This window comes from Agrococcus sp. SGAir0287 (assembly GCF_005484985.1).
In the GTDB taxonomy this organism is placed as follows: domain Bacteria; phylum Actinomycetota; class Actinomycetes; order Actinomycetales; family Microbacteriaceae; genus Agrococcus.
In genome coordinates this window covers 1,851,580-1,873,853 of record NZ_CP027942.1, presented here as the reverse complement: position 1 = coordinate 1,873,853, position 22,274 = coordinate 1,851,580, and the positions used below count along the sequence as shown (strand labels likewise).

23 protein-coding genes are annotated in these 22,274 nt (G+C 73.1%); 13 read left to right on the top strand and 10 right to left on the bottom strand.

Annotated features, from left to right (window positions below; genetic code table 11):
* From kdpC to C1N71_RS08905, 7 genes are all read right to left on the bottom strand, one after another.
* Positions 1-612 carry a potassium-transporting ATPase subunit KdpC gene (gene kdpC, locus C1N71_RS08930; RefSeq protein ID WP_217495984.1) on the bottom strand — a complete coding sequence of 204 codons (612 nt, stop codon included), beginning with the start codon at positions 610-612 and terminating at the stop codon, positions 1-3.
* Between the two features lie 11 nt (positions 613-623).
* On the bottom strand, positions 624-2,777 hold the full coding sequence (gene kdpB, locus C1N71_RS08925; protein ID WP_137756071.1) for a potassium-transporting ATPase subunit KdpB: 2,154 nt from the start codon (positions 2,775-2,777) through the stop codon (positions 624-626).
* On the bottom strand, positions 2,777-4,468 hold the full coding sequence (gene kdpA / locus C1N71_RS08920) for a potassium-transporting ATPase subunit KdpA (protein ID WP_137756070.1): 1,692 nt from the start codon (positions 4,466-4,468) through the stop codon (positions 2,777-2,779). Before kdpA ends, kdpB begins: the two co-directional genes overlap by 1 nt.
* The gene (locus C1N71_RS08915; protein WP_137756069.1) at positions 4,468-4,557 is read right to left on the bottom strand and encodes a potassium-transporting ATPase subunit F; all 90 of its coding nucleotides are present in this window, start codon (positions 4,555-4,557) and stop codon (positions 4,468-4,470) included. Before C1N71_RS08915 ends, kdpA begins: the two co-directional genes overlap by 1 nt.
* Entirely contained in the window at positions 4,554-4,706 is a 153-nt protein-coding gene (locus C1N71_RS14995; RefSeq protein WP_175414168.1) for a hypothetical protein, read from the bottom strand. The genes C1N71_RS08915 and C1N71_RS14995 overlap by 4 nt, the downstream gene beginning before the upstream one ends.
* 71 nt (positions 4,707-4,777) lie before the next feature.
* Positions 4,778-5,704, bottom strand: coding sequence for a DUF389 domain-containing protein (locus tag C1N71_RS08910; protein ID WP_137756068.1), 927 nt, complete (start codon positions 5,702-5,704; stop codon positions 4,778-4,780).
* Between the two features lie 66 nt (positions 5,705-5,770).
* Positions 5,771-6,328 (bottom strand): DUF6611 family protein, encoded by a 558-nt coding sequence (locus tag C1N71_RS08905; protein ID WP_137756067.1) that lies wholly within the window; start codon positions 6,326-6,328, stop codon positions 5,771-5,773.
* Between the two features lie 139 nt (positions 6,329-6,467).
* Between C1N71_RS08905 and C1N71_RS08900 the strand changes: the two genes are divergently transcribed.
* From C1N71_RS08900 to C1N71_RS08875, 6 genes are all read left to right on the top strand, one after another.
* On the top strand, positions 6,468-7,826 hold the full coding sequence (locus C1N71_RS08900; RefSeq protein ID WP_254677959.1) for a TrkH family potassium uptake protein: 1,359 nt from the start codon (positions 6,468-6,470) through the stop codon (positions 7,824-7,826).
* The gene (locus tag C1N71_RS08895; protein ID WP_137756065.1) at positions 7,819-8,511 is read left to right on the top strand and encodes a potassium channel family protein; all 693 of its coding nucleotides are present in this window, start codon (positions 7,819-7,821) and stop codon (positions 8,509-8,511) included. The genes C1N71_RS08900 and C1N71_RS08895 overlap by 8 nt, the downstream gene beginning before the upstream one ends.
* A 74-nt stretch (positions 8,512-8,585) precedes the next feature.
* A complete protein-coding gene (locus C1N71_RS08890) occupies positions 8,586-8,855 on the top strand; it encodes a hypothetical protein (protein WP_137756064.1) in 270 nt (89 codons plus the stop codon).
* A 49-nt stretch (positions 8,856-8,904) separates the two neighbouring features.
* On the top strand, positions 8,905-9,240 hold the full coding sequence (locus C1N71_RS08885; protein ID WP_137756063.1) for a DUF7882 family protein: 336 nt from the start codon (positions 8,905-8,907) through the stop codon (positions 9,238-9,240).
* A gap of 637 nt (positions 9,241-9,877) precedes the next feature.
* Positions 9,878-11,059, top strand: a complete 1,182-nt coding sequence (locus tag C1N71_RS08880; protein ID WP_137756062.1) for an acetyl-CoA C-acyltransferase — start codon at positions 9,878-9,880, stop codon at positions 11,057-11,059.
* A gap of 17 nt (positions 11,060-11,076) precedes the next feature.
* Positions 11,077-12,102 carry an LLM class flavin-dependent oxidoreductase gene (locus C1N71_RS08875; RefSeq protein ID WP_137756061.1) on the top strand — a complete coding sequence of 342 codons (1,026 nt, stop codon included), beginning with the start codon at positions 11,077-11,079 and terminating at the stop codon, positions 12,100-12,102.
* Here C1N71_RS08875 and C1N71_RS08870 read toward each other — a convergent pair.
* Positions 12,099-12,638, bottom strand: a complete 540-nt coding sequence (locus C1N71_RS08870) for a DUF4395 domain-containing protein (protein ID WP_137756060.1) — start codon at positions 12,636-12,638, stop codon at positions 12,099-12,101. The genes C1N71_RS08875 and C1N71_RS08870 overlap by 4 nt on opposite strands.
* Before the next feature lie 55 nt (positions 12,639-12,693).
* Positions 12,694-13,287 carry a DNA-3-methyladenine glycosylase I gene (locus C1N71_RS08865; protein ID WP_137756059.1) on the bottom strand — a complete coding sequence of 198 codons (594 nt, stop codon included), beginning with the start codon at positions 13,285-13,287 and terminating at the stop codon, positions 12,694-12,696.
* A 29-nt stretch (positions 13,288-13,316) separates the two neighbouring features.
* Between C1N71_RS08865 and C1N71_RS08860 the strand changes: the two genes are divergently transcribed.
* The 5 genes from C1N71_RS08860 to C1N71_RS08840 all read left to right on the top strand — a co-directional run bounded on the left by C1N71_RS08860 (position 13,317) and on the right by C1N71_RS08840 (position 16,406).
* Positions 13,317-14,060 carry an AzlC family ABC transporter permease gene (locus C1N71_RS08860; RefSeq protein ID WP_137757281.1) on the top strand — a complete coding sequence of 248 codons (744 nt, stop codon included), beginning with the start codon at positions 13,317-13,319 and terminating at the stop codon, positions 14,058-14,060.
* Positions 14,057-14,371 carry an AzlD domain-containing protein gene (locus C1N71_RS08855; RefSeq protein ID WP_137756058.1) on the top strand — a complete coding sequence of 105 codons (315 nt, stop codon included), beginning with the start codon at positions 14,057-14,059 and terminating at the stop codon, positions 14,369-14,371. The genes C1N71_RS08860 and C1N71_RS08855 overlap by 4 nt, the downstream gene beginning before the upstream one ends.
* A 159-nt stretch (positions 14,372-14,530) precedes the next feature.
* Positions 14,531-14,980 (top strand): FHA domain-containing protein, encoded by a 450-nt coding sequence (locus C1N71_RS08850; protein WP_137756057.1) that lies wholly within the window; start codon positions 14,531-14,533, stop codon positions 14,978-14,980.
* Positions 14,977-15,681 carry a transcriptional regulator FtsR gene (gene ftsR / locus C1N71_RS08845; protein WP_137756056.1) on the top strand — a complete coding sequence of 235 codons (705 nt, stop codon included), beginning with the start codon at positions 14,977-14,979 and terminating at the stop codon, positions 15,679-15,681. Before C1N71_RS08850 ends, ftsR begins: the two co-directional genes overlap by 4 nt.
* 176 nt (positions 15,682-15,857) lie before the next feature.
* Positions 15,858-16,406 carry a MerR family transcriptional regulator gene (locus C1N71_RS08840; protein ID WP_137756055.1) on the top strand — a complete coding sequence of 183 codons (549 nt, stop codon included), beginning with the start codon at positions 15,858-15,860 and terminating at the stop codon, positions 16,404-16,406.
* Between the two features lie 71 nt (positions 16,407-16,477).
* Here the strand turns inward: C1N71_RS08840 and C1N71_RS08835 are convergent, their stop codons facing one another.
* A complete protein-coding gene (locus C1N71_RS08835; protein ID WP_137756054.1) occupies positions 16,478-17,392 on the bottom strand; it encodes a ParA family protein in 915 nt (304 codons plus the stop codon).
* Between the two features lie 75 nt (positions 17,393-17,467).
* Here C1N71_RS08835 and C1N71_RS08830 point away from each other — a divergent pair, with 75 nt between their 5' ends.
* Positions 17,468-20,866 (top strand): pyruvate carboxylase, encoded by a 3,399-nt coding sequence (locus C1N71_RS08830; protein WP_137756053.1) that lies wholly within the window; start codon positions 17,468-17,470, stop codon positions 20,864-20,866.
* The gene (locus tag C1N71_RS08825; protein ID WP_137756052.1) at positions 20,863-22,221 is read left to right on the top strand and encodes an FAD-dependent oxidoreductase; all 1,359 of its coding nucleotides are present in this window, start codon (positions 20,863-20,865) and stop codon (positions 22,219-22,221) included. The genes C1N71_RS08830 and C1N71_RS08825 overlap by 4 nt, the downstream gene beginning before the upstream one ends.
* The last annotated feature ends 53 nt before the right edge of the window (positions 22,222-22,274 follow it).

The following is a 22,274-nucleotide window of genomic DNA, read 5'->3' as shown; positions in this document are numbered from 1 at the left end:
TCAGCCCTCCAGCTCGTCGAGTGCCAGGTTGAGCTCGAGCACGTTCACGACGGGAGCACCCATGTAGCCGAGGAGCGGCTGCGACGTGTGCTCGGCGACGAGCGTCTCGACCTCCGCGACGTCGAGGCCCCTGGCCTCGGCGACGCGCTGCACCTGGATCGCAGCGTACTCGGGCGAGATGTGCGGATCGAGACCGGATGCGGAGGCCGTCACGGCATCCGCGGGCACCTCGTCCGCGGAGACGCCGTTGAACTCGGAGACCTGCGCGATCCGCTCCTCGACGGCGGCGATGAGGTCGGCGTTCTCGGTGCCGTAGTTCGAGCCCGACGACGCCTGGCCGTCGTAGCCGTCGCCGGCCGCCGAGGGACGCGGCTGGAAGTACTCGGCGAGCGGCGCGCCGTCGGCGTCGGTGAACGGCTGGCCGATGAGCGAGGAGCCGACGACCTCGCCGGCCTCGTCGCGCACGAGCGCGCCGTTCGCCTGCGACGGCATGGCGAGCTGGCCGATGCCGGTGATGACGAGCGTGTAGAGCACGCCGGTCACGACGGTGAAGAGCACGATCGCCCTCGCGGACACCCAGAGGGTGCGGGCGGTGGTCCTGGTGGTCGCCACGATGCCTCGATTCAGAATCCGGGGATGAGGCGCACGACGAGGTCGATGAGCCAGATCCCGATGAAGGGTGCGACGAGTCCGCCGAGCCCGTAGACGAGCAGGTTGCGGCCGAGCAGCCTCGAGGCTGCGACGGGCCGGTACTTCACGCCGCGCAGCGCGAGCGGGATGAGCAGCACGATCACGATCGCGTTGAAGATCACCGCCGAGAGCACCGCGGAGGCGGGGGAGTGCAGACCCATGACGTTGAGCGCCGCCAGGCCAGGGAAGGCGCCCATGAACATCGCGGGGATGATGGCGAAGTACTTCGCGACGTCGTTCGCGATCGAGAACGTCGTCAGGGCGCCGCGCGTGATGAGCAGCTGCTTGCCGATGCGCACGACGTCGATGAGCTTCGTCGGGTCGGAGTCGAGGTCGACCATGTTGCCGGCCTCCTTCGCCGCGGACGTGCCCGACTGCATCGCCACGCCGACGTCCGCCTGCGCCAGCGCGGGTGCGTCGTTCGTGCCGTCGCCCGTCATCGCGACGAGGTTGCCGCCCTCCTGCTCCTTGCGGATGAGCGCGAGCTTGTCCTCGGGCGTCGCCTCGGCCAGGAAGTCGTCGACGCCAGCCTCCTTCGCGATGGCCGCGGCGGTGAGGGGGTTGTCGCCCGTGATCATCACGGTACGGATGCCCATGGCGCGCAGCTCGGCGAACCGCTCCGCGATGCCCTCCTTCACCACGTCCTTGAGGTGCACGACGCCGAGGGCGCGAGCGGTGCCGGCCGCGGGCGCGACCGCGACGACGAGCGGCGTGCCACCCGACTGCGAGATCGCGTCGGTCGCGCGCTCGAGCTCCTGCAGCCGCTCGGCCTCGAGGGGTGCCCCCTCGGCCTCGAGCCACGCCTTCACGGCGGACACGGCGCCCTTGCGGATGCGCGTGCCGTCGGCCCGATCGAGGCCCGACATCCTGGTCTCCGCCGTGAAGGGCACGATCTCGCCCTCCACGCGCTCGGCGACCTCGAGGCCCTCCGTGCGAGCGAGATCCACGATGGACTGGCCCTCGGGCGTGGGGTCGGCGAGCGAGGAGACGGCGGCGAGGGAGAGGAGCTCCGTCCGCTCGACGCCGGCGAGCGGCACGACGTCCGACGCGCGCCGGTTGCCGTACGTGATCGTGCCGGTCTTGTCGAGCAGCAGGGTCGTGACGTCGCCCGCGGCCTCGACCGCGCGGCCCGACATTGCGAGCACGCCGCGCTGCACGAGCCGGTCCATGCCAGCGATGCCGATCGCGCTCAGCAGCGCGCCGATCGTCGTCGGGATGAGGCAGACGAGCAGCGCGACGAGCACCGCGATCGACACGGGGCTCGCGACGTACGACGCGACGGGGTTGATCGTGAGCGTCACGATCACGAAGACGATCGACAGCGACGCGAGCAGGATGTCGAGCGCGATCTCGTTCGGCGTCTTCTGCCGCGCGGCGCCCTCGACGAGCGCGATCATGCGGTCGACGAACGTCTCGCCCGGCTTCGCCGTGATTCGCACGACGATGCGGTCTGAGAGCACGCGCGTGCCGCCCGTCACCGCGGAGCGGTCGCCGCCCGACTCGCGGATGACGGGAGCCGACTCGCCCGTGATGGCCGACTCGTCGACCGACGCGACGCCGTGCACGACGTCGCCATCGCCCGGGATGAGCTCGCCGGCGGCGACGACGACGTGATCGCCGAGCCGCAGGTCGCTCGAGGCGACCTGCGTCGTCGTCGCGCGCTCCGCCGCGACGTCCGCGTCGGCGTCGTAGTCGTCGACGCGGTTCGCCATCGTGCTCGTGCGCGTCTGGCGCAGGCTGTCCGCCTGTGCCTTGCCGCGGCCCTCGGCGATCGCCTCCGCGAGGTTCGCGAACACCACGGTCAGCCACAGCCAGACGGCGATGACGATCGTGAACGTCGGCGGCACCTCGGAGCCCGCCGAGCTGGCGGGCCCTCCGATGAAGGGCTCGGCGATGGCCATGAGCGTCGTCAGCACGGCGCCCACCCAGACGATGAGCATGACGGGGTTGTGCCACAGGTGCCGCGGGTCGAGGCGGCGGAACGCGCCGGGGATCGCCTGGCGCACCTGCGCCCAGCTGAGGCCCTGGCGGCCGGAGGAGGCCGAGGCGGACGCCGTGGGCGTCTCGGGAGCGATGGTGGTGGACATCAGAGGGAGAGTCCTTCTGCGAGCGGACCGAGCGCGAGCACCGGGAAGTAGGTGAGCGCGGTCACGAGGATGATGATGCCGACGAGCAGTCCGACGAACTGCGGGCGGTGGGTGGGGAGCGTGCCTGCCGTCGCAGGCACCACGTCCTGCCTCGCCAGCGAGCCGGCGAGGGCGAGCGCGAGCACGATCGGCACGAAGCGCCCGAGCAGCATGGCGACGCCGAGCGCCGAGTTCAGCCAGTCGGTGTTCGCCGTGAGCCCCGCGAAGGCGGAGCCGTTGTTGTTCGCGGCCGATGCGAAGGCGTAGACGAGCTCGCTGACGCCGTGGTTCCCCGGGTTCCAGATCGAGGTGCCGATGACGTCGTCGCGGACGCCGGGCAGCCCGAGCGACAGGGCGACGCCGCCGAGCAGCAGCGCGGGGGTGGCGAGGATGTACAGCGCGGCGAGCTTCATCTCGCGGGCCGTGATCTTCTTGCCGAGGTACTCGGGCGTGCGACCCACGAGGAGGCCGGCGACGAACACGGCGATGATCGCCATGACGAGGATGCCGTAGAGCCCCGCGCCGACGCCGCCGGGCGACACCTCGCCGAGCATCATGGTGACCATCGGCACCATGCCGCCGAGCGACGTGTACGAGTCGTGCATGGAGTTGACGGCGCCGGTCGAGGTGCCGGTGGTCGAGACGGCGAACAGGGCGGACGCCGGGATGCCGAAGCGCGCCTCCTTGCCCTCCATCGCCGCGCCGGCGAGCTGGGAAGCCGTGCCGGCACCGCCGAGCTCGAGCGCCGTCGCTGCTCCCCAGGCGGCGAGGTACAGCGTCGTCATGACCCCGAGGATCGCGAAGCCCTGGCGCCGGTCGCCGACCATGGTGCCGAACATGCGCGGCATCGCCGAGGGGATGAGCAGCAGCAGCACGACCTGCAGCATGTTCGTCCACCCCGTCGGGTTCTCGAAGGGATGCGCGGAGTTGGCGTTGAAGAAGCCGCCGCCGTTCGTGCCGATGAGTCGGATGGACTCCTGCGACGCGACGGGACCGCCCGGCAGGTGCTGGGTGAGGCCTGCGAGCGTCGTCGTCTCCTGGAAGCCGGCGAAGTTCTGGATCACGCCGCCGGCGAGCAGCGCGAGTGCGCCGAGGATCGACAGGGGCATGAGGATGCCGAGCGTGCCGCGCGTGAGGTCGACCCAGAAGTTGCCGATCGTGCCCGCGCAGCGGTAGGCGAAGCCGCGCACGAGCGCGACGGCGACGGCCATGCCGACGGCTGCCGACACGAAGTTCTGCGTCACGAGGCCCGCGAGCTGCACGACGTAGCCGAGGGTCGGCTCGGGGGAGTACGACTGCCAGTTCGTGTTGGTCGTGAACGAGACGGCCGTGTTGAACGACAGCAGCTCCGGCACGGCCGGGAGGCCGAGGGAGTAGGGCAGCAGCTCCTGCGTGCGCTGGAGGAGGTAGACCGCGAGCACGCTCACGAGCGAGAAGGCGAGCAGCGAGCGCGCATAGGCGGTCCACGTCTGCTCGCTCGACGGGTCCACGCCGATGAGGCGGTAGATGCCGCGCTCGACGCGCCAGTCCTTCCTCGACTGGTAGGTGTACGCCATGTAGTCGCCCAGCGGCCGATGCACGAGGGCGAGCGCCACGAGCACCGTGGCGAGGGATGCGAGGGCGACGCCCCACTGGGCGCCGGCGTCCGCCATCAGAACCGCTCCGGGCGCAGCAACGCTGCGACGAGCAGGCCGATGGCGCACACCGCGAGGATCGCGCCGAGGACCTCGAAGACGATCACAGGCGCTCCACCCCCTTCACGAGCAGCCCGAGCAGGGCGAAGAGGGCGAGGATGCTCGCCACGACGATGACGTCGAGCATGGGACGGCTTCCAGTCGTTCGATCCGACGCACCCTGGTGCGGGATGCGGGCGCCGGGTGGGCGCCGCATGCGATCCAACGCCCGAGCAGCCGCGCCGGGCGGCGATCCTCACGGATCCCTCACGCCCGCCGGATGGGTCCTCACGACCTCGCCACGGCCCTGCTCCGGCGCGCTCGGATCACGAGAAGCGTCAGCCAGCCCGCGAGCGCCATGGCCGCGACGTTCACGAGCAGCTGCGCGGCCGAACCGAGCACCTCGTCCCACACGCCGAACGCGAGCGCGAGCGCGATGTTGCCGGCGGCGGGGATCGTCGTGACCGAGATGAAGACGCCGGACAGGCCGCCGCTGCGCGACGAGGCGATCGCGATGATGCCGGCGGCCGCGGCGACGAGCGCCACGACGACCGACCACTGGTCCGGCCGATAGATGAAGGCGGTCTCCTCGCGCACGGCGATGTCCTCGACGCGGATCCAGCCGACGAGGCGCGCGAGGAGGGCGAGCGCGGTCGTCACGGCGATCGCGATCGCGAAGCCGACGGCGAGGCTCCTCGCGGCCATCCCGAGCAGGTTCGGACGGCGACCGACGAGCGCGACGCCGAGGGCGGCGACCGCGCCGAACTCGGGTCCGAGCACCATGGCGCCGATCGTGAGGATCTGCGAGTCGAGCACGATCGCGACCGCGGCGATGCCGGTGGCGAGCACGAAGAACGCGAGGTACGAGCCCGTGATCCGGGAGTCCTCGTAGGACCGCTGCACGACCTGCGCCCAGACCACGGCGTCGGATGCGTCGCCCGGCGCTCGTCGCTCGTCGTCGTGGCCACGCCTCGACACCCACGTCTCGACCGGCTCGATGCGCACGATGCCGTCGTCGTGCACGCCTCGCTCGACGAGGGCGTGCACGATCGCGTCGGCCGCCTCGCGCGGCAGATCCGCCTCCACGACGTCGCCGTCCGGTCGCTCGGCGACGCCGCGCTGGTGCACGATGCCGCTCACGACGTCGCTCGCGCGAAGGAGCGCGAGGACGTCGTCGGCGACGTCGGCGGAGGCCGTGACCGTGAGGTGCAGCATCGGGCAAGTCTGCTCGACTGGCAACGGCACCGCCGCGATCCTCACGGATCGCTCACGCGACGCCGCTCAGCGCACGAGGCGCTCGAGGCGGCCGACGAGCTCGTAGGCGTCCCGCCACTCCTCCTGCAGGGCGGAGGCGGGCAGCAGCCCGGCGCGCACGCCGTCCTCCGCGCGCTGCAGGCGATGCACGATCCGTCGCACGCGCCGGACCGCGGCGTCCGCCTCGGCGTCGACGACGAGCGCCGAGCACCACGCGGTGGTCTGGACGGCCGAGCGCGTCGCGGGCGATGCCTCGCGCCAGCACACGAGCCATGCGGCGGCGCCGAGGGCCGCAGGGGCGCCGAACGCCGCATGCCACGGGACGGCGACGCCGATGCCGACGCAGCCGAGGACGAGCGTGAGCATGAGCGCGGCGGGCGGGGCGGCGTGCAGCGCGCTGACCCAGCGTCGCCGCGCAGGCGTGGTGTCGGGCGGGAGGATCGTGACCGTCTCGTGCACCGCGCCGTAGCGGGAGAGGCTCGAGGAGGCCGTGCCCCACGGGTGGGAGCCGTCGAGCGCGTGCAGCAGCGCGGTGCCGACGGGACGATGCGGAGGGCGCGGGACGCGGATGGTGCGAACGGTCACGACGCAGATCCTGCGCCGCGGTCGGTCGCCGACGACGGATGTCCACGACCTCCTCACGCTGCGACTCGCGATCCTGACGGCATCCGATCGATGCGCGGCGCAGCACCGCAGGCGGGCCGTGGCGCTACAGTCGTGCCTCGTGCGAGCAGCGTCGACGACCGGGATCGCTCGTCGCCGACCCAATCCCGCTCGCCGCGTCTTCCTCGGCTTCGTCGTGCTGAACCTCGCCGGCTGGGCGCTGCTCGCGCTGCCGATCTCGTCGACGCCCGAGGGCTCCTCCTCGTGGATCGACGCGCTCTTCACCGCGGTCTCCGCGGCGTGCGTCACGGGGCTCACGGTCGTGGACACCGCGCTCTACTGGACCCCGTTCGGGCAGACGGTCATCCTCGTGCTCGTCCAGCTCGGCGGCCTCGGCGTCATGGTGTTCACGACGCTCGTCGGCGTGCTCGTGCTGCGGCGCCTCACGATCGGCGCGCGCGTGCAGACCGCGTCGGAGACCCACAGCCGGGGCATCGGCGAGGTGGGCAGCATCGTGCGCGCGATCGTCGTGACCTCGCTCGTCGTCGAGGGCGTCGTCGCGCTCGCGCTGCTGCCTCGCTTCATGCTCGGCTACGGCGAGTCGTTCGGCGATGCCCTGTGGCTGAGCGTCTTCCACGCCGTCTCGTCGTACAACAACGCCGGCTTCGCGCTCTTCAGCGACAACCTCATCGGATTCGTCGACGACCCGTTCGTGTGCGTGCCGCTCATGGTCTCCACCGTCGTCGGCGGGCTCGGCTTCCCGGTCATCGTCCAGATCCTCAAGCGCGTCTCGGGACGCGCGCGCATCCTGTCGCTGCACGCGCTGCTCGTGCTCGGCGGCACCGCGCTGCTGCTGCCGCTCGGCGCGCTCGCGATCGGCGCGCTCGAATGGTCGAACCCGGGCACGCTCGGCGCGCTCGAGCCCGGCAGCCGCGTGCTGACGAGCCTCTTCCACTCGGTGCAGACGCGCACCGCCGGCTTCAACGCCCTCGACATCGGGGCGATGCGTCCGGAGACCCTGCTCGTCATGGACGTGCTCATGCTCATCGGCGGCGGACCCGCGGGCACGGCAGGCGGCATCAAGCTCACGACGTTCGCGGTGCTGCTGTTCATCATCCTCGCCGAGGTGCGCGGCGACGGCACGGTGCACGCGTTCGGCAGGCGGCTCTCGCGCGCCGTGCATCGCGAGGCCATCACCGTCGCGCTCCTCGCGGTGGCCCTCGTCGTCGCTGCGACGCTCGCGATCCTGGTGCTCACCGAGGAGACGTTCGACGACGTGCTCTTCGAGGCCGTCAGCGCCTTCGCGACCGTCGGGCTCTCGACGGGCATCACCGCGGACCTGGGGTGGCCGAGCCAGCTCATCCTCGTCATCCTGATGTTCCTCGGACGCGTCGGTCCCGCGACCGTCGCGACCGCCATCGCCCTGCGCCGCACGACGCGCGCGTACGAGCTCCCGAAGGAGAGGCCCCTCATTGGCTAGGCAGCAGCGCATCCGGCACGACTCCGCCATCGCGGTCATCGGGCTCGGCCGCTTCGGCGCCTCGCTCGCGATCGAGCTCGCCGACCACGGCACCGAGGTGCTGGGCGTCGACGCCGCGGAGGACGTCGTACAGTCCCTGCACGGCACGCTCGCGCACGTCGTGCAGGGCGACTCGACCGATCCGGCGCTCATCGAGCAGCTCGGCCTCGGCGAGTACGCGCGGGTCGTCGTCGCGATCGGCTCCGACGTGACCGCGTCGATCCTCACGACGAGCCAGCTGCTGCGTGCCGGCGTCTCGGAGGTGTGGGCGAAGGCGATCTCCGAGCAGCACGCCGTCATCCTCGACCAGCTCGGCGTGCATCACGTCGTGAGCCCCGAGGCGGACATGGGGCGTCGGGTGGCGCACATGGTGCGCGGATCGTCCGACGACTTCCTCGAGGTCGACAGCCGCTACGGCGCGATGCTCGTCGAGGTGCCGTCCGCCCTCGCGGGGGTGCCGCTGCGCGAGCTCGGCCTGCAGCGGGAGCACGGCGTGTCCGTGATCGCGACGCGGATCGACGACGACCTGCAGAACGCGAACACCGAGACGCGGCTGCAGGCGGGCGGCGCGATGCTCGTCGCCGGGCCGACGGGCAAGGTCGAGGCGTTCGCCGCGCTCGCCGCCACGCTCCGCGCACGCGGGTGACGGCGAACGACGTCGTCAAGCCCGTCCCGCTCGCGGCGCGCGCGGCGTAGCGTCCGGGCACGAGAGGAGGCGTCATGAGCGACGAGCACGTGCAGGGCACGGACCCCGACCTGACGACCGAGGAGGTCGCCTCTGGCGGTCACCAGGACCGCGCCGAGCAGTGGGAGAAGGACGACGGCGCCGGCACGCACCACAGCGGTGCGCCGCAGGACACGGCCGACCAGTGGGCGGGCTCCGGCCCCGAGGCGACCGAGGACGCCGCGCAGCAGTGGAGCGGCGAGGAGGCCGCTCCGGGCGCGCAGGACACCCCGGGCCAGTGGTACGAGGAGGGGGACGGGCGCTAGGCGCGTCCCACCCCACGATGTCCCATCGCTGCCGCTAGCATCGGCGGCGATGGGACATCTCACCTATGCCGGCGCGACCGAGTATCAGATCGAGGATCGGATGCTCGCGCACCTCAAGACCGTCATCGCATCGAAGCTGCGACGCCAGGAGAGCTTCCTCGTGTCGTGGACCGTCGAGCCCGAGTCCGGCTCCGGCCGCGTGAGCCTGTGGATGTCGCCGTCCATCCCGCTCGAGTTCCGGTTCCTCGGCTCGCGCCCGCCGCAGCTGAACCCCGTGTGGCTCGAGGTGCTCGCCGACATGGCGCACACGGCCCGCGGGCTCGTGCTCGTCGGCGAGCAGGAGGCCGAGGCCATCCATCGCGGCGAGGCGCCGAAGGAGCACTGACGCCCGCTCGGCCCTCTGGCCAGCGCGGACGCCGTCACGGACACTGCTTCTCTGCAGCTGGTCGAGGAGCGCAGGCGCGCAGCGCCCTCGCGTCACGACACCCGCGTCATCGCGGGCAGGGTCCGCGTCGAGACGTCGTGCGGGGTCGGCGGGTCTCGTGACGCGTGCTCGCTGGCGCTCGCGCGCTCCTCGACCAGCTGGTGGGTGGACGTTCCCTTGCAGCTGGTCGAGGAGCGCAGGCGCGCAGCGCCTTCGCGTCACGAGACCCGCGTCATCGCGGGTAGGGTCCGCGTCGAGACGTCGTGCGGGGTCGGCGGGTCTCGTGACGCGTGCTCGCTGGCGCTCGCGCGCTCCTCGACCAGCTGGTGGGTGGACGCTCCCTTCGCAGCTGGTCGAGGAGCGCAGGCGCGCAGCGCCTTCGCGTCATGAGACCCGCGTCATCGCGGGCAGGGTGTGCGTCGAGACGTCGTGCGGGGTCGGCGGGTCTCGTGACGCGTGCTCGCTGGCGCTCGCGCGCTCCTCGACCAGCTTGGTGGGGGAGCCGGCGGCGCAGCGAGGAGCGGCGGGACCCTGGGAGCCTGAGGCGGCACGGCGGCCGGTCGTAGGCTGGCGGCACCGCCACTGCGAAGGAGCAGCCATGACCGACACGATCGTCGCCGGATTCGCCCGCACCCCGTTCGCCCGCTACCTCGGGCAGTTCGCATCCACCCCCTCGACCGTGCTCGGCGGCCACGCCGGCGCCGCCGCGCTCGCGGCCGCGGGCGTCGCGGGGGAGTCGGTGCAGACGGTGATCGTGGGACAGGTGCTGCCCGCGGCGGTCGGGCAGAACCCGCCCCGGCAGGCGGCGGTCGCGGCGGGCGTGCCGATGACGGTGCCGTCGCTCGGCATCAACGCCGTGTGCCTCTCGGGCACCGAGGCGGTCGTCGCCGGCCATCGCCTCATCCAGCTCGGCGAGGCCGACGTCGTGCTCGCGATCGGCCAGGAGTCGATGTCGCTCGCGCCGCACGCGGCGTCGATGCGCACCGGCCAGCGCTACGGCGCGCTCGAGCTCGTCGACACGATGGAGCACGACGGGCTCACCGACGCCTTCGAGCACCGCTCGATGGGCGCGTCGACCGAGTCGTTCAACGGCCCGCTCGGCGTGACGCGTGAGGAGCAGGACGCCTTCGCGGCCTCGTCGCACGAGCGCCTCGCGGCTGCGCAGGACGCGGGCGTCCTCGACGACGAGATCGCGCCCATCGAGGTGCGCGCAGGGCGCGAGACCGTCACGGTGTCGGCCGACGACGGCGTGCGTCGCGACACGACCCCCGAGTCGCTCGCCGGACTGCGCCCCGCGTTCGACCGCGAGCGCGGCACGATCACGGCCGGCAACGCCTCCCAGATCACCGACGGCGCCGCAGCCGTCGTGCTCGTGTCCGGCCGCTACGCCGCCGAGCACGGGCTCGCGGGCCTCGCGCGCATCCGCGCGACCGGCCTCGTCGCGGGCCCCGACGTCTCGCTGCACGCGCAGCCGTCGAACGCGATCCTGCAGGCGCTCGGCCGGATGGGCGCGAGCGCGTCCGACCTCGCCGCCGTCGAGATCAACGAGGCGTTCGCGGCCGTCGGCATCGTCTCGACGCGCGAGCTGGGCGTCGATCCGGCCATCGTGAACGCGAACGGCGGCGCGATCGCGCTCGGGCACCCGATCGGCGCGTCGGGAGCCCGCATCGTCGGCCACCTCGCCCGGCGGCTGCAGGCGCAGGGGTCGGGCGCGCTCGGCGCCGTCGGCATCTGCGGCGGTGGCGGTCAGGGCAGCGCGGTCGTGCTCGAGGCGCTCTGACAGGAATGGCGGGAGGGATGCGCACGTTGCGTCGAGACGTGCGCCTCTCCATCCTCGACCTCGCCCCCGTCAGCCGTCACGAGTCGGTCGCCGACTCCCTGGGAGGCAGCGTCGCCCTCGCGCAGGCGGCGGAGCGCCTCGGCTACGAGCGGGTCTGGTACGCCGAGCACCACAACATGCCGACGATCGCGTCGAGCGCGACGGCCGTGCTCATCGCGCACGTCGCTGCGCACACCTCGACCATCCGGCTCGGGGCCGGCGGCATCATGCTGCCGAACCACTCGCCGCTCGTCATCGCCGAGCAGTTCGGCACGCTCGCGACCCTGCATCCCGGCCGGATCGACCTGGGGCTCGGTCGCGCACCGGGCACGGACCAGCGGACGCTGCAGGCGCTGCGCCGCGATCCGCGCGTCGCCGACCGCTTCCCGCACGACGTGCGCGAGCTGCAGGGCTACCTCTCGGGCGCCTCGCTCGTGGAGGGCGTGCAGGCCGTGCCGGGTGCGGGCACCGACGTGCCGATCACGATCCTCGGCTCGAGCCTGTTCGGCGCCGAGCTCGCCGCCGCGTACGGCCTGCCCTACGCGTTCGCGTCGCACTTCGCGCCCGACCTGCTGCTGCAGGCCGTGCGCGTGTACCGCGAGTCCTTCCAGCCGTCGGCGCAGCTCGCCGAGCCGTTCGTCATCGCGGCGTTCAACGCGATCGTCGCGCCGACGCGCGAGGAGGCGGAGCACATGGACGCGGTCGTGCGCCGCTCGCGCATCCGCTCCTTCCTCCTGCGCGGCGCCGCTGCGGCCGAGTCGCTGTCGGACGAGGACCTCGACGTGCTCGCCGAGTCGCCGCAGGGGCGTCAGGTGCTCGCGATGATGCGCCGGTCGGTCGTCGGCACCGGTGAGGACGCGGCAGCCGCCATCGCTGCGTTCGCCGAGGAGGCGTCGGCGGACGAGGTCATGCTCGCCGTGCACGGCACGAGCGCCGCGGAGCGCGTGCGCGCGCTCGAGCTGCTCGCAGCCGCTCGCGTGGCGACGAGCGCGCAGCCCGTCTAGGCGAGGCCGCTCGCAGCGGGCTCGGCGGCGAGGGTCGCCGAGCGCTCGCGGAGCCGTGCGGTCACGTCGGCGCACGCCTCGCAGACGGACGCGGGGATGACGCCGACGCGCATGAGCCACGCGAACAGCCAGCAGCCGAGGCAGAACCCGACGACGGCCTCCGCGGACGCGGCGAGCACGAGGACGCCGGCGAGCGCCCAGGCGACGAGCGGCGAGCCCAGCGCGACGGCGAGCGCGGCCGCCGCGGACACGGCGAGGCCGATCGCCTGCGCGAAGCGCTTGGGCGCGCCGGGCACGAGCCTGGGCGCACCGAGCCGGGGTGCGACGACCCGGGTCGCGAGCAGCCCGAAGGGCGACAGGCGCGGACCCCATCCGACCCGCAGCGCGAACCCGGCGGCGACGGCCCACAGCGCCCAGCCGGCGGCGGCCAGCACCGTGGCGCCCAGCGCCACGATCGCGAGCGTCGCGACGACGACGAGGGCTGCCACGACCCGCGCGGCGAGCTCGTTCACGACGTCGGGGAAGCCAGGGCGCATGCCGTCAGGATGCGACGCCGGGACCGCGGACGCGAGGTGCGCGCGTCACATCGCGTCACGCGGGCCAGATGCCGCTCGAGCCGCGGCGGTGGCTGCCCGCGAGATGGGTGTCGACGATGCCGACGGCTTCCATGAGGGCGAACATCGTCGTCGGGCCGACGTGCGCGAAGCCCGCCGCCCGCAGGGCCTTCGCGAGCGCGATCGACTCGGGGCTCGACGTCGGGACCTCTGCGAACGACGTCGGTCTCGGCGTGACCGGCGGCTGGAACGACCAGACGAGCGCGGGCAGTCCTCCGTCGTCGCGCAGCGCGATCGTCGCGCGCGCGTTGCCGATCGTCGCGTCGATCTTGCGACGGTTGCGCACGATGCCGGCGTCGGCCATGAGCCGGTCGACGTCGTCGTCGCCGAACGCCGCGACGGCGTCGGGGTCGAAGCCCGCGAACGCCGCGCGGAAGGCCGGCCGCTTCGCGAGGATCGTGCGCCACGACAGCCCCGACTGGAACGCCTCGAGCGAGAGGCGCTCGAAGAGCCCGCGCTCGTCGCGCACGGGCATGCCCCACTCCTCGTCGTAGTACGCGCGCAGCAGGGGATCGTGCGCCGCCCACGCGGGCCTCGCGAGGCCGTCGTCGCCCACGACCAGATCCGCCATGCAGGCGAGCCTAGGCTGATCCGGTGACGATGGCGGATGGGTCGAGCGAGGGCACGAGGGCGACGCGGAGCCCCACCGAGCGGCAGTCGTGGCGCCAGGGCCTCTCCGTCGTGCTCGCGACGTCGGCCTACGGCATCTCGTTCGGCGCCCTCGCCGTCGCGAGCGGGCTCGACGTCTGGCAGACGTGCGCGCTGAGCCTGCTGATGTTCTCGGGCGGATCGCAGTTCGCGCTCGTCGGCGTCGTCGCGGGCGGTGGCGCACCGGCGACGGCGATCGCCTCGGCGACGATCCTCGGCGTGCGCAACACGCTCTACGGGCTCAGCGTGCGGCCCTGGCTCGGTGCGCGCGGCGCGCTGCGCATCCCCGCGGCGCAGCTCACGATCGACGAGTCCACCGCCGTCGGCCTCGCGCAGCCCGACGAGCGAGCGCGGCGGGTCGGGTTCTGGGTGACGGGCGTCGGCATCTACCTCGGCTGGAACGTCATGACCCTCGTCGGCGCGCTCGTCGGCGACGTCCTGGGCGACGTGCGGATGTGGGGCCTCGACGCCGCCGCCGCTGCGGCGTTCGTCGGGCTCCTGTGGCCGTGGCTGCGCTCGCGGCAGGCGGTCGCGGTCGGCGCGGCGAGCGCCGTCGTCGCCGCGGCGCTCGTGCCGGCCCTGCCCGCAGGCGTGCCGGTGCTCGCCGCGGTCGTCGTCGCGATCGTCGTCGGCTGGACGAACTGGCTCGGGCGCCCCGTGCAGCCCGGCCCGGATGAGGCGGAGGACGCAGCATGACCACCTGGCACGTCATCCTCGTCGCGTCCATCCTCGTCGCGGCGCTCAAGGTGCTCGGCCATCTCGTGCCGTCCGGTCCGCTCGAGGGACCGCGCCCCGGGCGCATCCTCGAGCTGCTCACGGTCTCGCTGCTCGCGGCGCTCGTGGCGGTGCAGACGCTCGCCGACGGCACCGCGCTCGTCGTCGACGCGCGCCTGCCCGCCGTCGGCGTCGCGATCGTCCTGTACCGCCTGCGCGTGCCGTTCCTCGTCGTCGTCGTCGCCGCGGCTGCGATCGCCGCGCTGCTGCGGCGCCTCGCCGGCTGGGCGTGACGAGCGCCGGCGCGGGCGACGCGTGGCGGCATCGAGCGAGCGTGTCGTAGAGTGCCGATCACTCTCGGGCGCGCGGCTCGGCGACGACGCCGACTCGCGTAGTCTGAACCTGCACTCGAACGTGAGGCCCTGCGGGGCGCACCCGACCCAGGAGGACGCATGAGCGATCTCGACGACGCACCGCGCGACGGCGACAGCACGCAGTCCTGGGGGCACGACTACCAGCAGCAGCTCGCGTCGATGATGACGGGGGTCGGCAAGGACGAGCAGGAGGCCGTCGCGGCGCTGCCGTCGGGCTCCGCGCTGCTCATCGTGCGCCGCGGCCCCGACGTCGGCGCGCGGTTCCTGCTCGACCAGGACGTCACGGTCGCGGGCCGCCACCCCGACGCCGACATCTTCCTCGACGACGTGACGGTGTCGCGTCGTCACGCGGAGTTCACGCGCTCCGGCAACCGCTTCGAGGTGCGCGACCTCGGCTCGCTGAACGGCACCTACTCCGGCGGCGAGCGCGTCGAGCGCGCGCCCCTCCACGACGGCACGGAGGTGCAGGTCGGCAAGTTCCGCCTCACGTTCTACGCGTCGCGGCACGACCTCGGCGCCGGCTCGTGAGCGCGCAGGCCGCGCCGCGGGGTGGGGCCGCCCAGCGCCGGTCGCTGCTCTCGATCGGGCAGGTGCTCGCACGCCTGACGCCCGAGTTCCCCGACCTCGCACCCTCGAAGCTGCGCTTCCTCGAGGATCAGGGGCTCATCGCGCCGTCCCGTACGCCCAGCGGCTACCGCAAGTTCTCGGCCGACGACGTCGACCGCGTGCGCTACATTCTCACGCTGCAGCGCGACCACTACCTGCCGCTCAAGGTCATCCTCGCGCACCTCGAGCAGGTGGATGCGGGCGAGGCGCAGCCGTTCACGGCCGGCAACGTCGTCTCCGAGGGCCCGAGCATCCTGCGCGTCGATCGCCGGCTCTCGCGGCGCGAGCTCGAGACGGCCTCGGGTGCGCCGCGCGCGCTCGTGCAGGAGGCGATCGCGGCGAGCCTGGTGCCCGCGGCGGAGCCGTACGACGAGCGGGCCGTGCGCGTCGTGCAGGCGCTCGTCGAGCTGCGCCGCTTCGGCATCGAGCCCCGGCACCTGCGCGGCATGCGCGCATCCGCCGAGCGCGAGGCGGCGCTCATCGAGAGCGCCGTGCGCCCCGTGCTCGGCCGCCGTGGCGAGGGTCGGCCGGAGGCGGCGGAGGCGGCGCGCGACATCGCGGGCCAGATCGCCGCGATCCGCGAGGTGCTCGGGCGCGAGGCCGTCGAGCGCATCGCGCGCTGAGGCGCGGATCGCGCTCGGATCGGCGGACGACGCTGAGGCGATCCGTCGGGGGTCGGGCGTAGACTGCGACCACGAGAGCCCGACACGCCGACGCCGCCTGCGCCCCGGTTCGCGTCCCGCTCCCTAGGCTCGAGTCGAAGGTTCAACTCCTGCTTGAAGGTTGAGAAGGGCACACGATGGCCGAGAACGAGACGACACCCCGATACGACTCGGGGCTGCTGTTCACCGACGGCCTGCCCGACGACGAGGGCGTCCAGGGCTACCGCGGCGCCGACGCCGTGAAGGCCGCGGGCATCACCTACCGCCAGCTCGACTACTGGGCGCGCACCGACCTCGTGGTCCCGAGCATCCGCAGCGCCGCCGGATCCGGCTCCCAGCGCCTCTACTCCTTCCGCGACATCCTGGTGCTCAAGCTCGTCAAGCGACTGCTCGACACGGGCATCTCGCTGCAGCAGATCCGCGTCGCCGTCGCGCGCCTGCGCGACGAGGGCGTCGGCGACCTCGCCCAGGTACGCCTCGTCTCCGACGGCGCGAGCGTCTACCTCGTCACGAGCGCCGACGAGGTCATGGACCTCCTCGACCGCGGCCAGGGCGTGTTCGCCATCGCGGTCGGCACCGTCGTGCGCGAGGTGCAGTCCGAGCTCATCGAGCTCGACACGACGCCGGTCGAGCCCGTGCTCGACGAGCTCGCGGCGCGGCGAGCGGCCCGCACGCGCGCGTCCTGACGCGAGGCCCCGAACGCGGCGAGAGGCGCCCACCGACCGGTGGGCGCCTCTCGCGTCGTCGGGGCGTCGCGTCAGTCGCGACGCTCCTGCAGGTCCTCGCCCGTGGCCTCGGCCTCGGCGTCCTCGATCGCCGCGGCGCTCGAGGCGTCGATCGCGGCGGTGGGCGCGGGCACGCGGCCGCCGCTGGCAGCCTCGTCGCCGCTCGCGGCGGCGGCATCCAGCACCCGCTGCAGCAGCTCGTCGAACTGCAGCGCCATCTCCTGCGCACCCTCGCCCGGCCACACGTGCAGCGGGCGGGCGGCGCCCTGCGCCTGCTGCATCGAGGTGCGCTCGGGCAGCACCGTCTCGAGCACGAGCGGGCCGAACATGTCCTTGAGCTCCTGGATGCGGTACTGGTGCTCGAGCGACTGCGGACGCGCGCGGTTCACGACGATGCCGAGCGGCTGCAGGCGCGGGCTGAGGCCGCGGCGGATCTCCTCGATCGCGCGCAGCGCGCGGTCCGCGGCCGCGACGGAGAAGAGGCCGGGCTCCGTGACGACGAGGACGCGGTCGGATGCCGCCCACGCGGTGCGCGTGAGGGCGTTGAGGCTCGGCGCGCAGTCGATGAGCACGAGGTCGTACTCCGTCTCGAGCGTCGCGAGGGCCGTCTCGAGCCGCCAGATCTCCTTGATCGTGGGGTGCGGGCCGTCGAAGTTGATGGCGGACGGGCTGCCGATGAGCACGTCGATCGTGCCGCCGTGGCCCTCGGTCCAGCCCGACGGCGCGATCGCTTGGCGCACGATCTTGTCGCGCGGGTTGCCGAGCACGTCGGCGACGTTGAGGCGGCCGGCCACGTCGATGTCCATGCCCGTCGACGCGTCCGACTGCGGGTCGAGGTCGACCACGAGGGTGCGCAGCCCCTTCGCGAAGGCCGCGGATGCGAGGCCGAGGGTGACGGTCGTCTTGCCGACGCCGCCCTTCAGGGAGCTGATGGAGAGGACGTGCACGGTAGGCGAGCCTACAGCGACTACGGTGGGATCACGCGCTGGCAGGCCCCATCCGAACGATCCCTTGGGAGACCCATGTTCCGCAAGATCCTCGTCGCGAACCGTGGAGAGATCGCCATCCGGGCCTTCCGGGCGGCGAACGAGCTGGGCATCGCGACCGTCGCGATCTACGCGCACGAGGATCGGAACTCCCTCCACTGCCAGAAGGCGGACGAGGCCTACCAGGTGGGCGAGCCGGGGCACCCCGTGCGCGCCTACCTCGACGTCGATGACATCGTGCGCGTCGCCAAGGAGGCCGGCGCCGACGCCATCTACCCCGGCTACGGCTTCCTGTCCGAGAACCCCCGCCTCGCGACCGCGGCGGCCGAGGCCGGCATCACGTTCGTCGGCCCGCCCGCCTCCGTGCTCGCCTCGGCGGGCAACAAGGTCACCGCGAAGGAGCAGGCCATCGCGGCCGGCGTGCCCGTGCTGCGCTCGACGCCCGCGTCGAAGGACCTCGACGAGCTGCTCGCCGGCGCCGACGAGATCGGCTTCCCCGTCTTCTGCAAGGCCGTCGCGGGCGGCGGCGGCCGCGGCATGCGGCTCGTGCAGACGCGCGAGGAGCTGCGCGGCGCCCTCGAGCAGGCGATGCGCGAGGCCGACTCGGCGTTCGGCGACCCCACGATGTTCATCGAGCAGGCGGTCGTGCGCCCCCGCCACATCGAGGTGCAGATCCTGGCCGACGCGACCGGCGAGACGGTGCACCTGTTCGAGCGCGACTGCTCGGTGCAGCGCCGCCACCAGAAGGTCGTCGAGCTCGCGCCCGCCCCGAACCTCTCCGAGGAGAAGCGCGCCGAGCTCTACCGCGACGCCGTCGCCTTCGCCCGCTCGATCCACTACGTGAACGCGGGCACCGTCGAGTTCCTCCTCGACACCGCCGGCGACCGCGCGGGCGAGCACGTGTTCATCGAGATGAACCCGCGCATCCAGGTCGAGCACACCGTGACGGAGGAGATCACCGACGTCGACCTCGTGCAGTCGCAGATCCGCATCGCAGCGGGGGAGACGCTCGCGGAGCTCGGCCTCACGCAGGACGCCATCGCCATGCACGGCTTCGCGGTGCAGTGCCGCGTCACGACGGAGGACCCGGCCGACGGGTTCCGCCCCGACACGGGCCGCATCACGGCGTACCGCTCGCCCGGCGGCGCCGGCGTCCGCCTCGACGGCGGCACCATCAACCCGGGCGCGGAGATCAGCCCGCACTTCGACTCGATGCTCGCGAAGGTCACGTGCCGCGGTCGCGACCTCGCCTCCGCCATCGCCCGCTCGCACCGCGCCGTGAGCGAGTTCCGGATCCGCGGCGTCGCGACCAACATCCCGTTCCTGCTCAACCTGCTCGACGAGCCGCAGTTCCGCGCCGGCGACGTGTCGACGCACTTCATCGAGGAGCACCCCGAGCTCACGCGCATCACGCCCTCGCGCGACCGCGCGTCGAAGGTGCTGTCCTGGCTCGCCGACGTCACGGTCAACAAGCCCAACGGCTCGGCCGACGGGGTCATCCAGCCGTCGCTCAAGCTGCCGAGCATCGACCTCGACGCGCCCGCACCCGACGGCGCGCGCCAGCGGCTGCAGACGCTCGGGCCCGTGGCCTTCTCGAAGGCGCTGCGCGACCAGACGGCCCTCGCCGTGACGGACACGACCTTCCGCGACGCCCATCAGTCGCTGCTCGCCACGCGCGTGCGCACGGCCGACCTCGTCGCAGTCGCGCCGCACGTCGCGCGGCTCACGCCGCAGCTGCTCTCCGTCGAGGCGTGGGGCGGCGCGACGTACGACGTCGCGCTGCGCTTCCTCGGCGAGGACCCGTGGGAGCGCCTCGCAGCGCTGCGCGAGGCGATGCCGAACCTGCCCATCCAGATGCTGCTGCGCGGTCGCAACACCGTCGGCTACACGCCGTACCCGACCGCGGTGACGACGGCGTTCGTCGACGAGGCCGCGCGCACGGGCATCGACGTCTTCCGCATCTTCGACGCGCTCAACGACGTCGACCAGATGCGGCCCGCGATCGACGCGGTGCTCGAGACCGGCTCGACGGTCGCCGAGGTGGCGCTGTGCTACTCGGGCGACCTGCTCGACCCGGCCGAGGACCTCTACACGCTCGACTACTACCTCCGGCTCGCCGAGCGCATCGTCGACGCCGGCGCCCACATCCTCGCGATCAAGGACATGGCGGGCCTGCTGCGCGCCGGGGCCGCGTCGCAGCTCGTCACGGCGCTGCGCCGCGAGTTCGAGCTGCCCGTGCACCTGCACACGCACGACACGGCGGGCGGGCAGCTCGCGACGCTCCTCGCCGCGTCGGCCGCGGGCGTCGACGCCGTCGACGTCGCCTCGGCCGCGATGGCGGGCACGACGAGCCAGCCGCCCATGTCGGCGCTCGTCGCGGCCGTCGCCCACACCGAGCGCGACACGGGCCTCGACCTGCAGGCCGTCGGCGACCTCGAGCCCTACTGGGAGGCCGTGCGCCGCCTGTACCGGCCGTTCGAGTCGGGCCTGCCCGGCCCCACCGGCCGCGTCTACCGGCACGAGATCCCCGGCGGGCAGCTGTCGAACCTGCGCCAGCAGGCGATCGCGCTCGGCCTCGCCGACCACTTCGAGCGCATCGAGGACATGTACGCGGCGGTGAGCACGATGCTGGGCCGGCCCACGAAGGTCACCCCGTCGTCGAAGGTCGTCGGCGACCTGGCGCTGCAGCTCGTCGCGCAGGACGTCGACCCCGCGGACTTCGAGCAGAACCCGCAGCGGTACGACATCCCCGACTCCGTCATCGGCTTCATGGCCGGCGAGCTCGGCGACCTCCCGGGCGGCTGGCCCGAGCCGTTCCGCACGAAGGTGCTCGAGGGGCGCACCGTGAAGGTCGGCGTCACCGAGCTCACCGACGAGCAGGCGGCGTCCCTCGCCGAGCCCGGCGTGGAGCGCCAGCAGGCGCTCAACGCGCTCCTCTTCCCCGGGCCGACGAAGGACTTCCACGCGACGCGCGAGGAGTTCGGCGACCTGTCCGTCGTCGACACGATCGACTTCCTCTACGGCATGCAGCCCGGCGAGGAGCACCGCGTCGGCATCGGCCGCGGCGTGACGCTCAACGTCGCGCTCGAGGCGATCGGCAAGCCCGGCGACGACGGCATGGTGACCGTCATGACCGTGCTGAACGGCCAGCTGCGCCCCGTCTACGTGCGCGACCGCTCGGTGAAGGTCGAGAAGGCGGCGGCCGAGAAGGCCGACGCCTCGCAGCCCGGGCACGTCGCCGCGCCCTTCGCGGGCGCCGTCACGGTGACGGTCGCCGAGGGCGACGCGGTCGCCGTCGGCCAGCCCGTCGCGACGATCGAGGCGATGAAGATGGAGGCGGCGATCACGGCGCAGGTCGCCGGCACCGTCCAGCGCCTCGCGATCCAGGGCACGCGAGCCGTCGAGGCGGGTGACCTCATCGCGGTGATCGCATGATCGAGGTCGAGCTCGCGATCGTCGGCTCCGGCAGCGGCAACGCCGTCGTCGGCAAGGAATGGAAGGGTCGCGCCGTCGCGATCGTCGACGCGGCGCCGTGGTTCGGCGGCACGTGCCTCAACGTCGGCTGCATCCCGACGAAGATGCTCGTGCATCCCGCCGACGTCGTCGAGGCCGTGCGCCACGGCGCCCGCATCGGCGTGCACGGCACCGCCACGGGCGACTGGCACGCGGTGCAGGAGCGCGTCTTCGGACGCATCGACGCGAACGCCGCCGCGAGCGAGCGGTGGCGCGAGGGGCAGGAGGGCGTGCACGTCGTGCGCGAGCACGTGCACCTCGAGGACGCCAGGACGCTCGTGACGGCGTCGGGTGAGCGAATCCGCGCCGAGCGGCTCGTCATCGCCGCAGGCAGCAGGCCGCGCGACATCCCCGGCGTCGACCCCGCGCTCGTGCACACGTCGGACACCGTCATGCGCGTGCCCATCCTCCCGCGGAGCGCCGTCATCGTCGGCGGCGGCGCGATCGCCGTCGAGCTCGCGCACGTGCTCAGCGCCTTCGGCGTCGACCTCACGCTCGTGCTGCGGGGCGAGCGCGTGCTGTCCGCGGAGGACGAGGCCGTGTCGGCGCTCGCCACCCGCATCGCCGCGGATCGCTGGACGGTGCTGCGCGGCCGCACGGTCACGGCCGTCGAGGCGGCCGGCGACGGCAGGCGCGTCACGCTCGACGACGGCACCGTCCTCGACACGGGGCTCGTGCTGAACGCCACCGGCCGCATCCCGAACGCCGACGCCCTCGGCGCGTCCGCGCTCTTCGACACGCACGACGACGGCCGCCTGGTCACGGACGCGCGCATGCGCGTGCTCGCGCGCGGCGAGCCCGTCGAGGGCGTCTACGCCCTCGGCGACGTCACGAGCGAGCACCAGCTGAAGCACGTCGCGAACCACCAGGCGCGCGTCGTGCGCGACAACCTCGCGGGCGGGGCGATGGAGGACGTGCTCGCGCCGGTCCCGCAGGCGATCTTCGGCCATCCCGAGGTCGCCTCGTTCGGCGTCCGCGGGCAGGACGCGCCCGCCGACGCCGTCGTCGTCGACCGCGCCTTCGGCACGACCGCGTACGGATGGGCGATGGAGGACGAGTCGTCGTTCGCCCGCCTCGTCGTCGGTGCCGACGGCACGATCCTCGGCGCCCACGTCATCGGCCCCTCGGCGGCGATCCTCATCCAGCCGCTCGTGCTCGCCGCGAGCGAGGGCCGCACGGTGCACGGCCTCGCGCGGAGCCTCTACTGGCCGCATCCCGCACTGACCGAGGTCATCGAGAACGCCCTGCTCGACGCTGAGAAGGCGCTGTCCCGATGACCGACCGCGCTCGCGCGACCACCGACCGCGACCGAAGCACGACCGCGCGAACA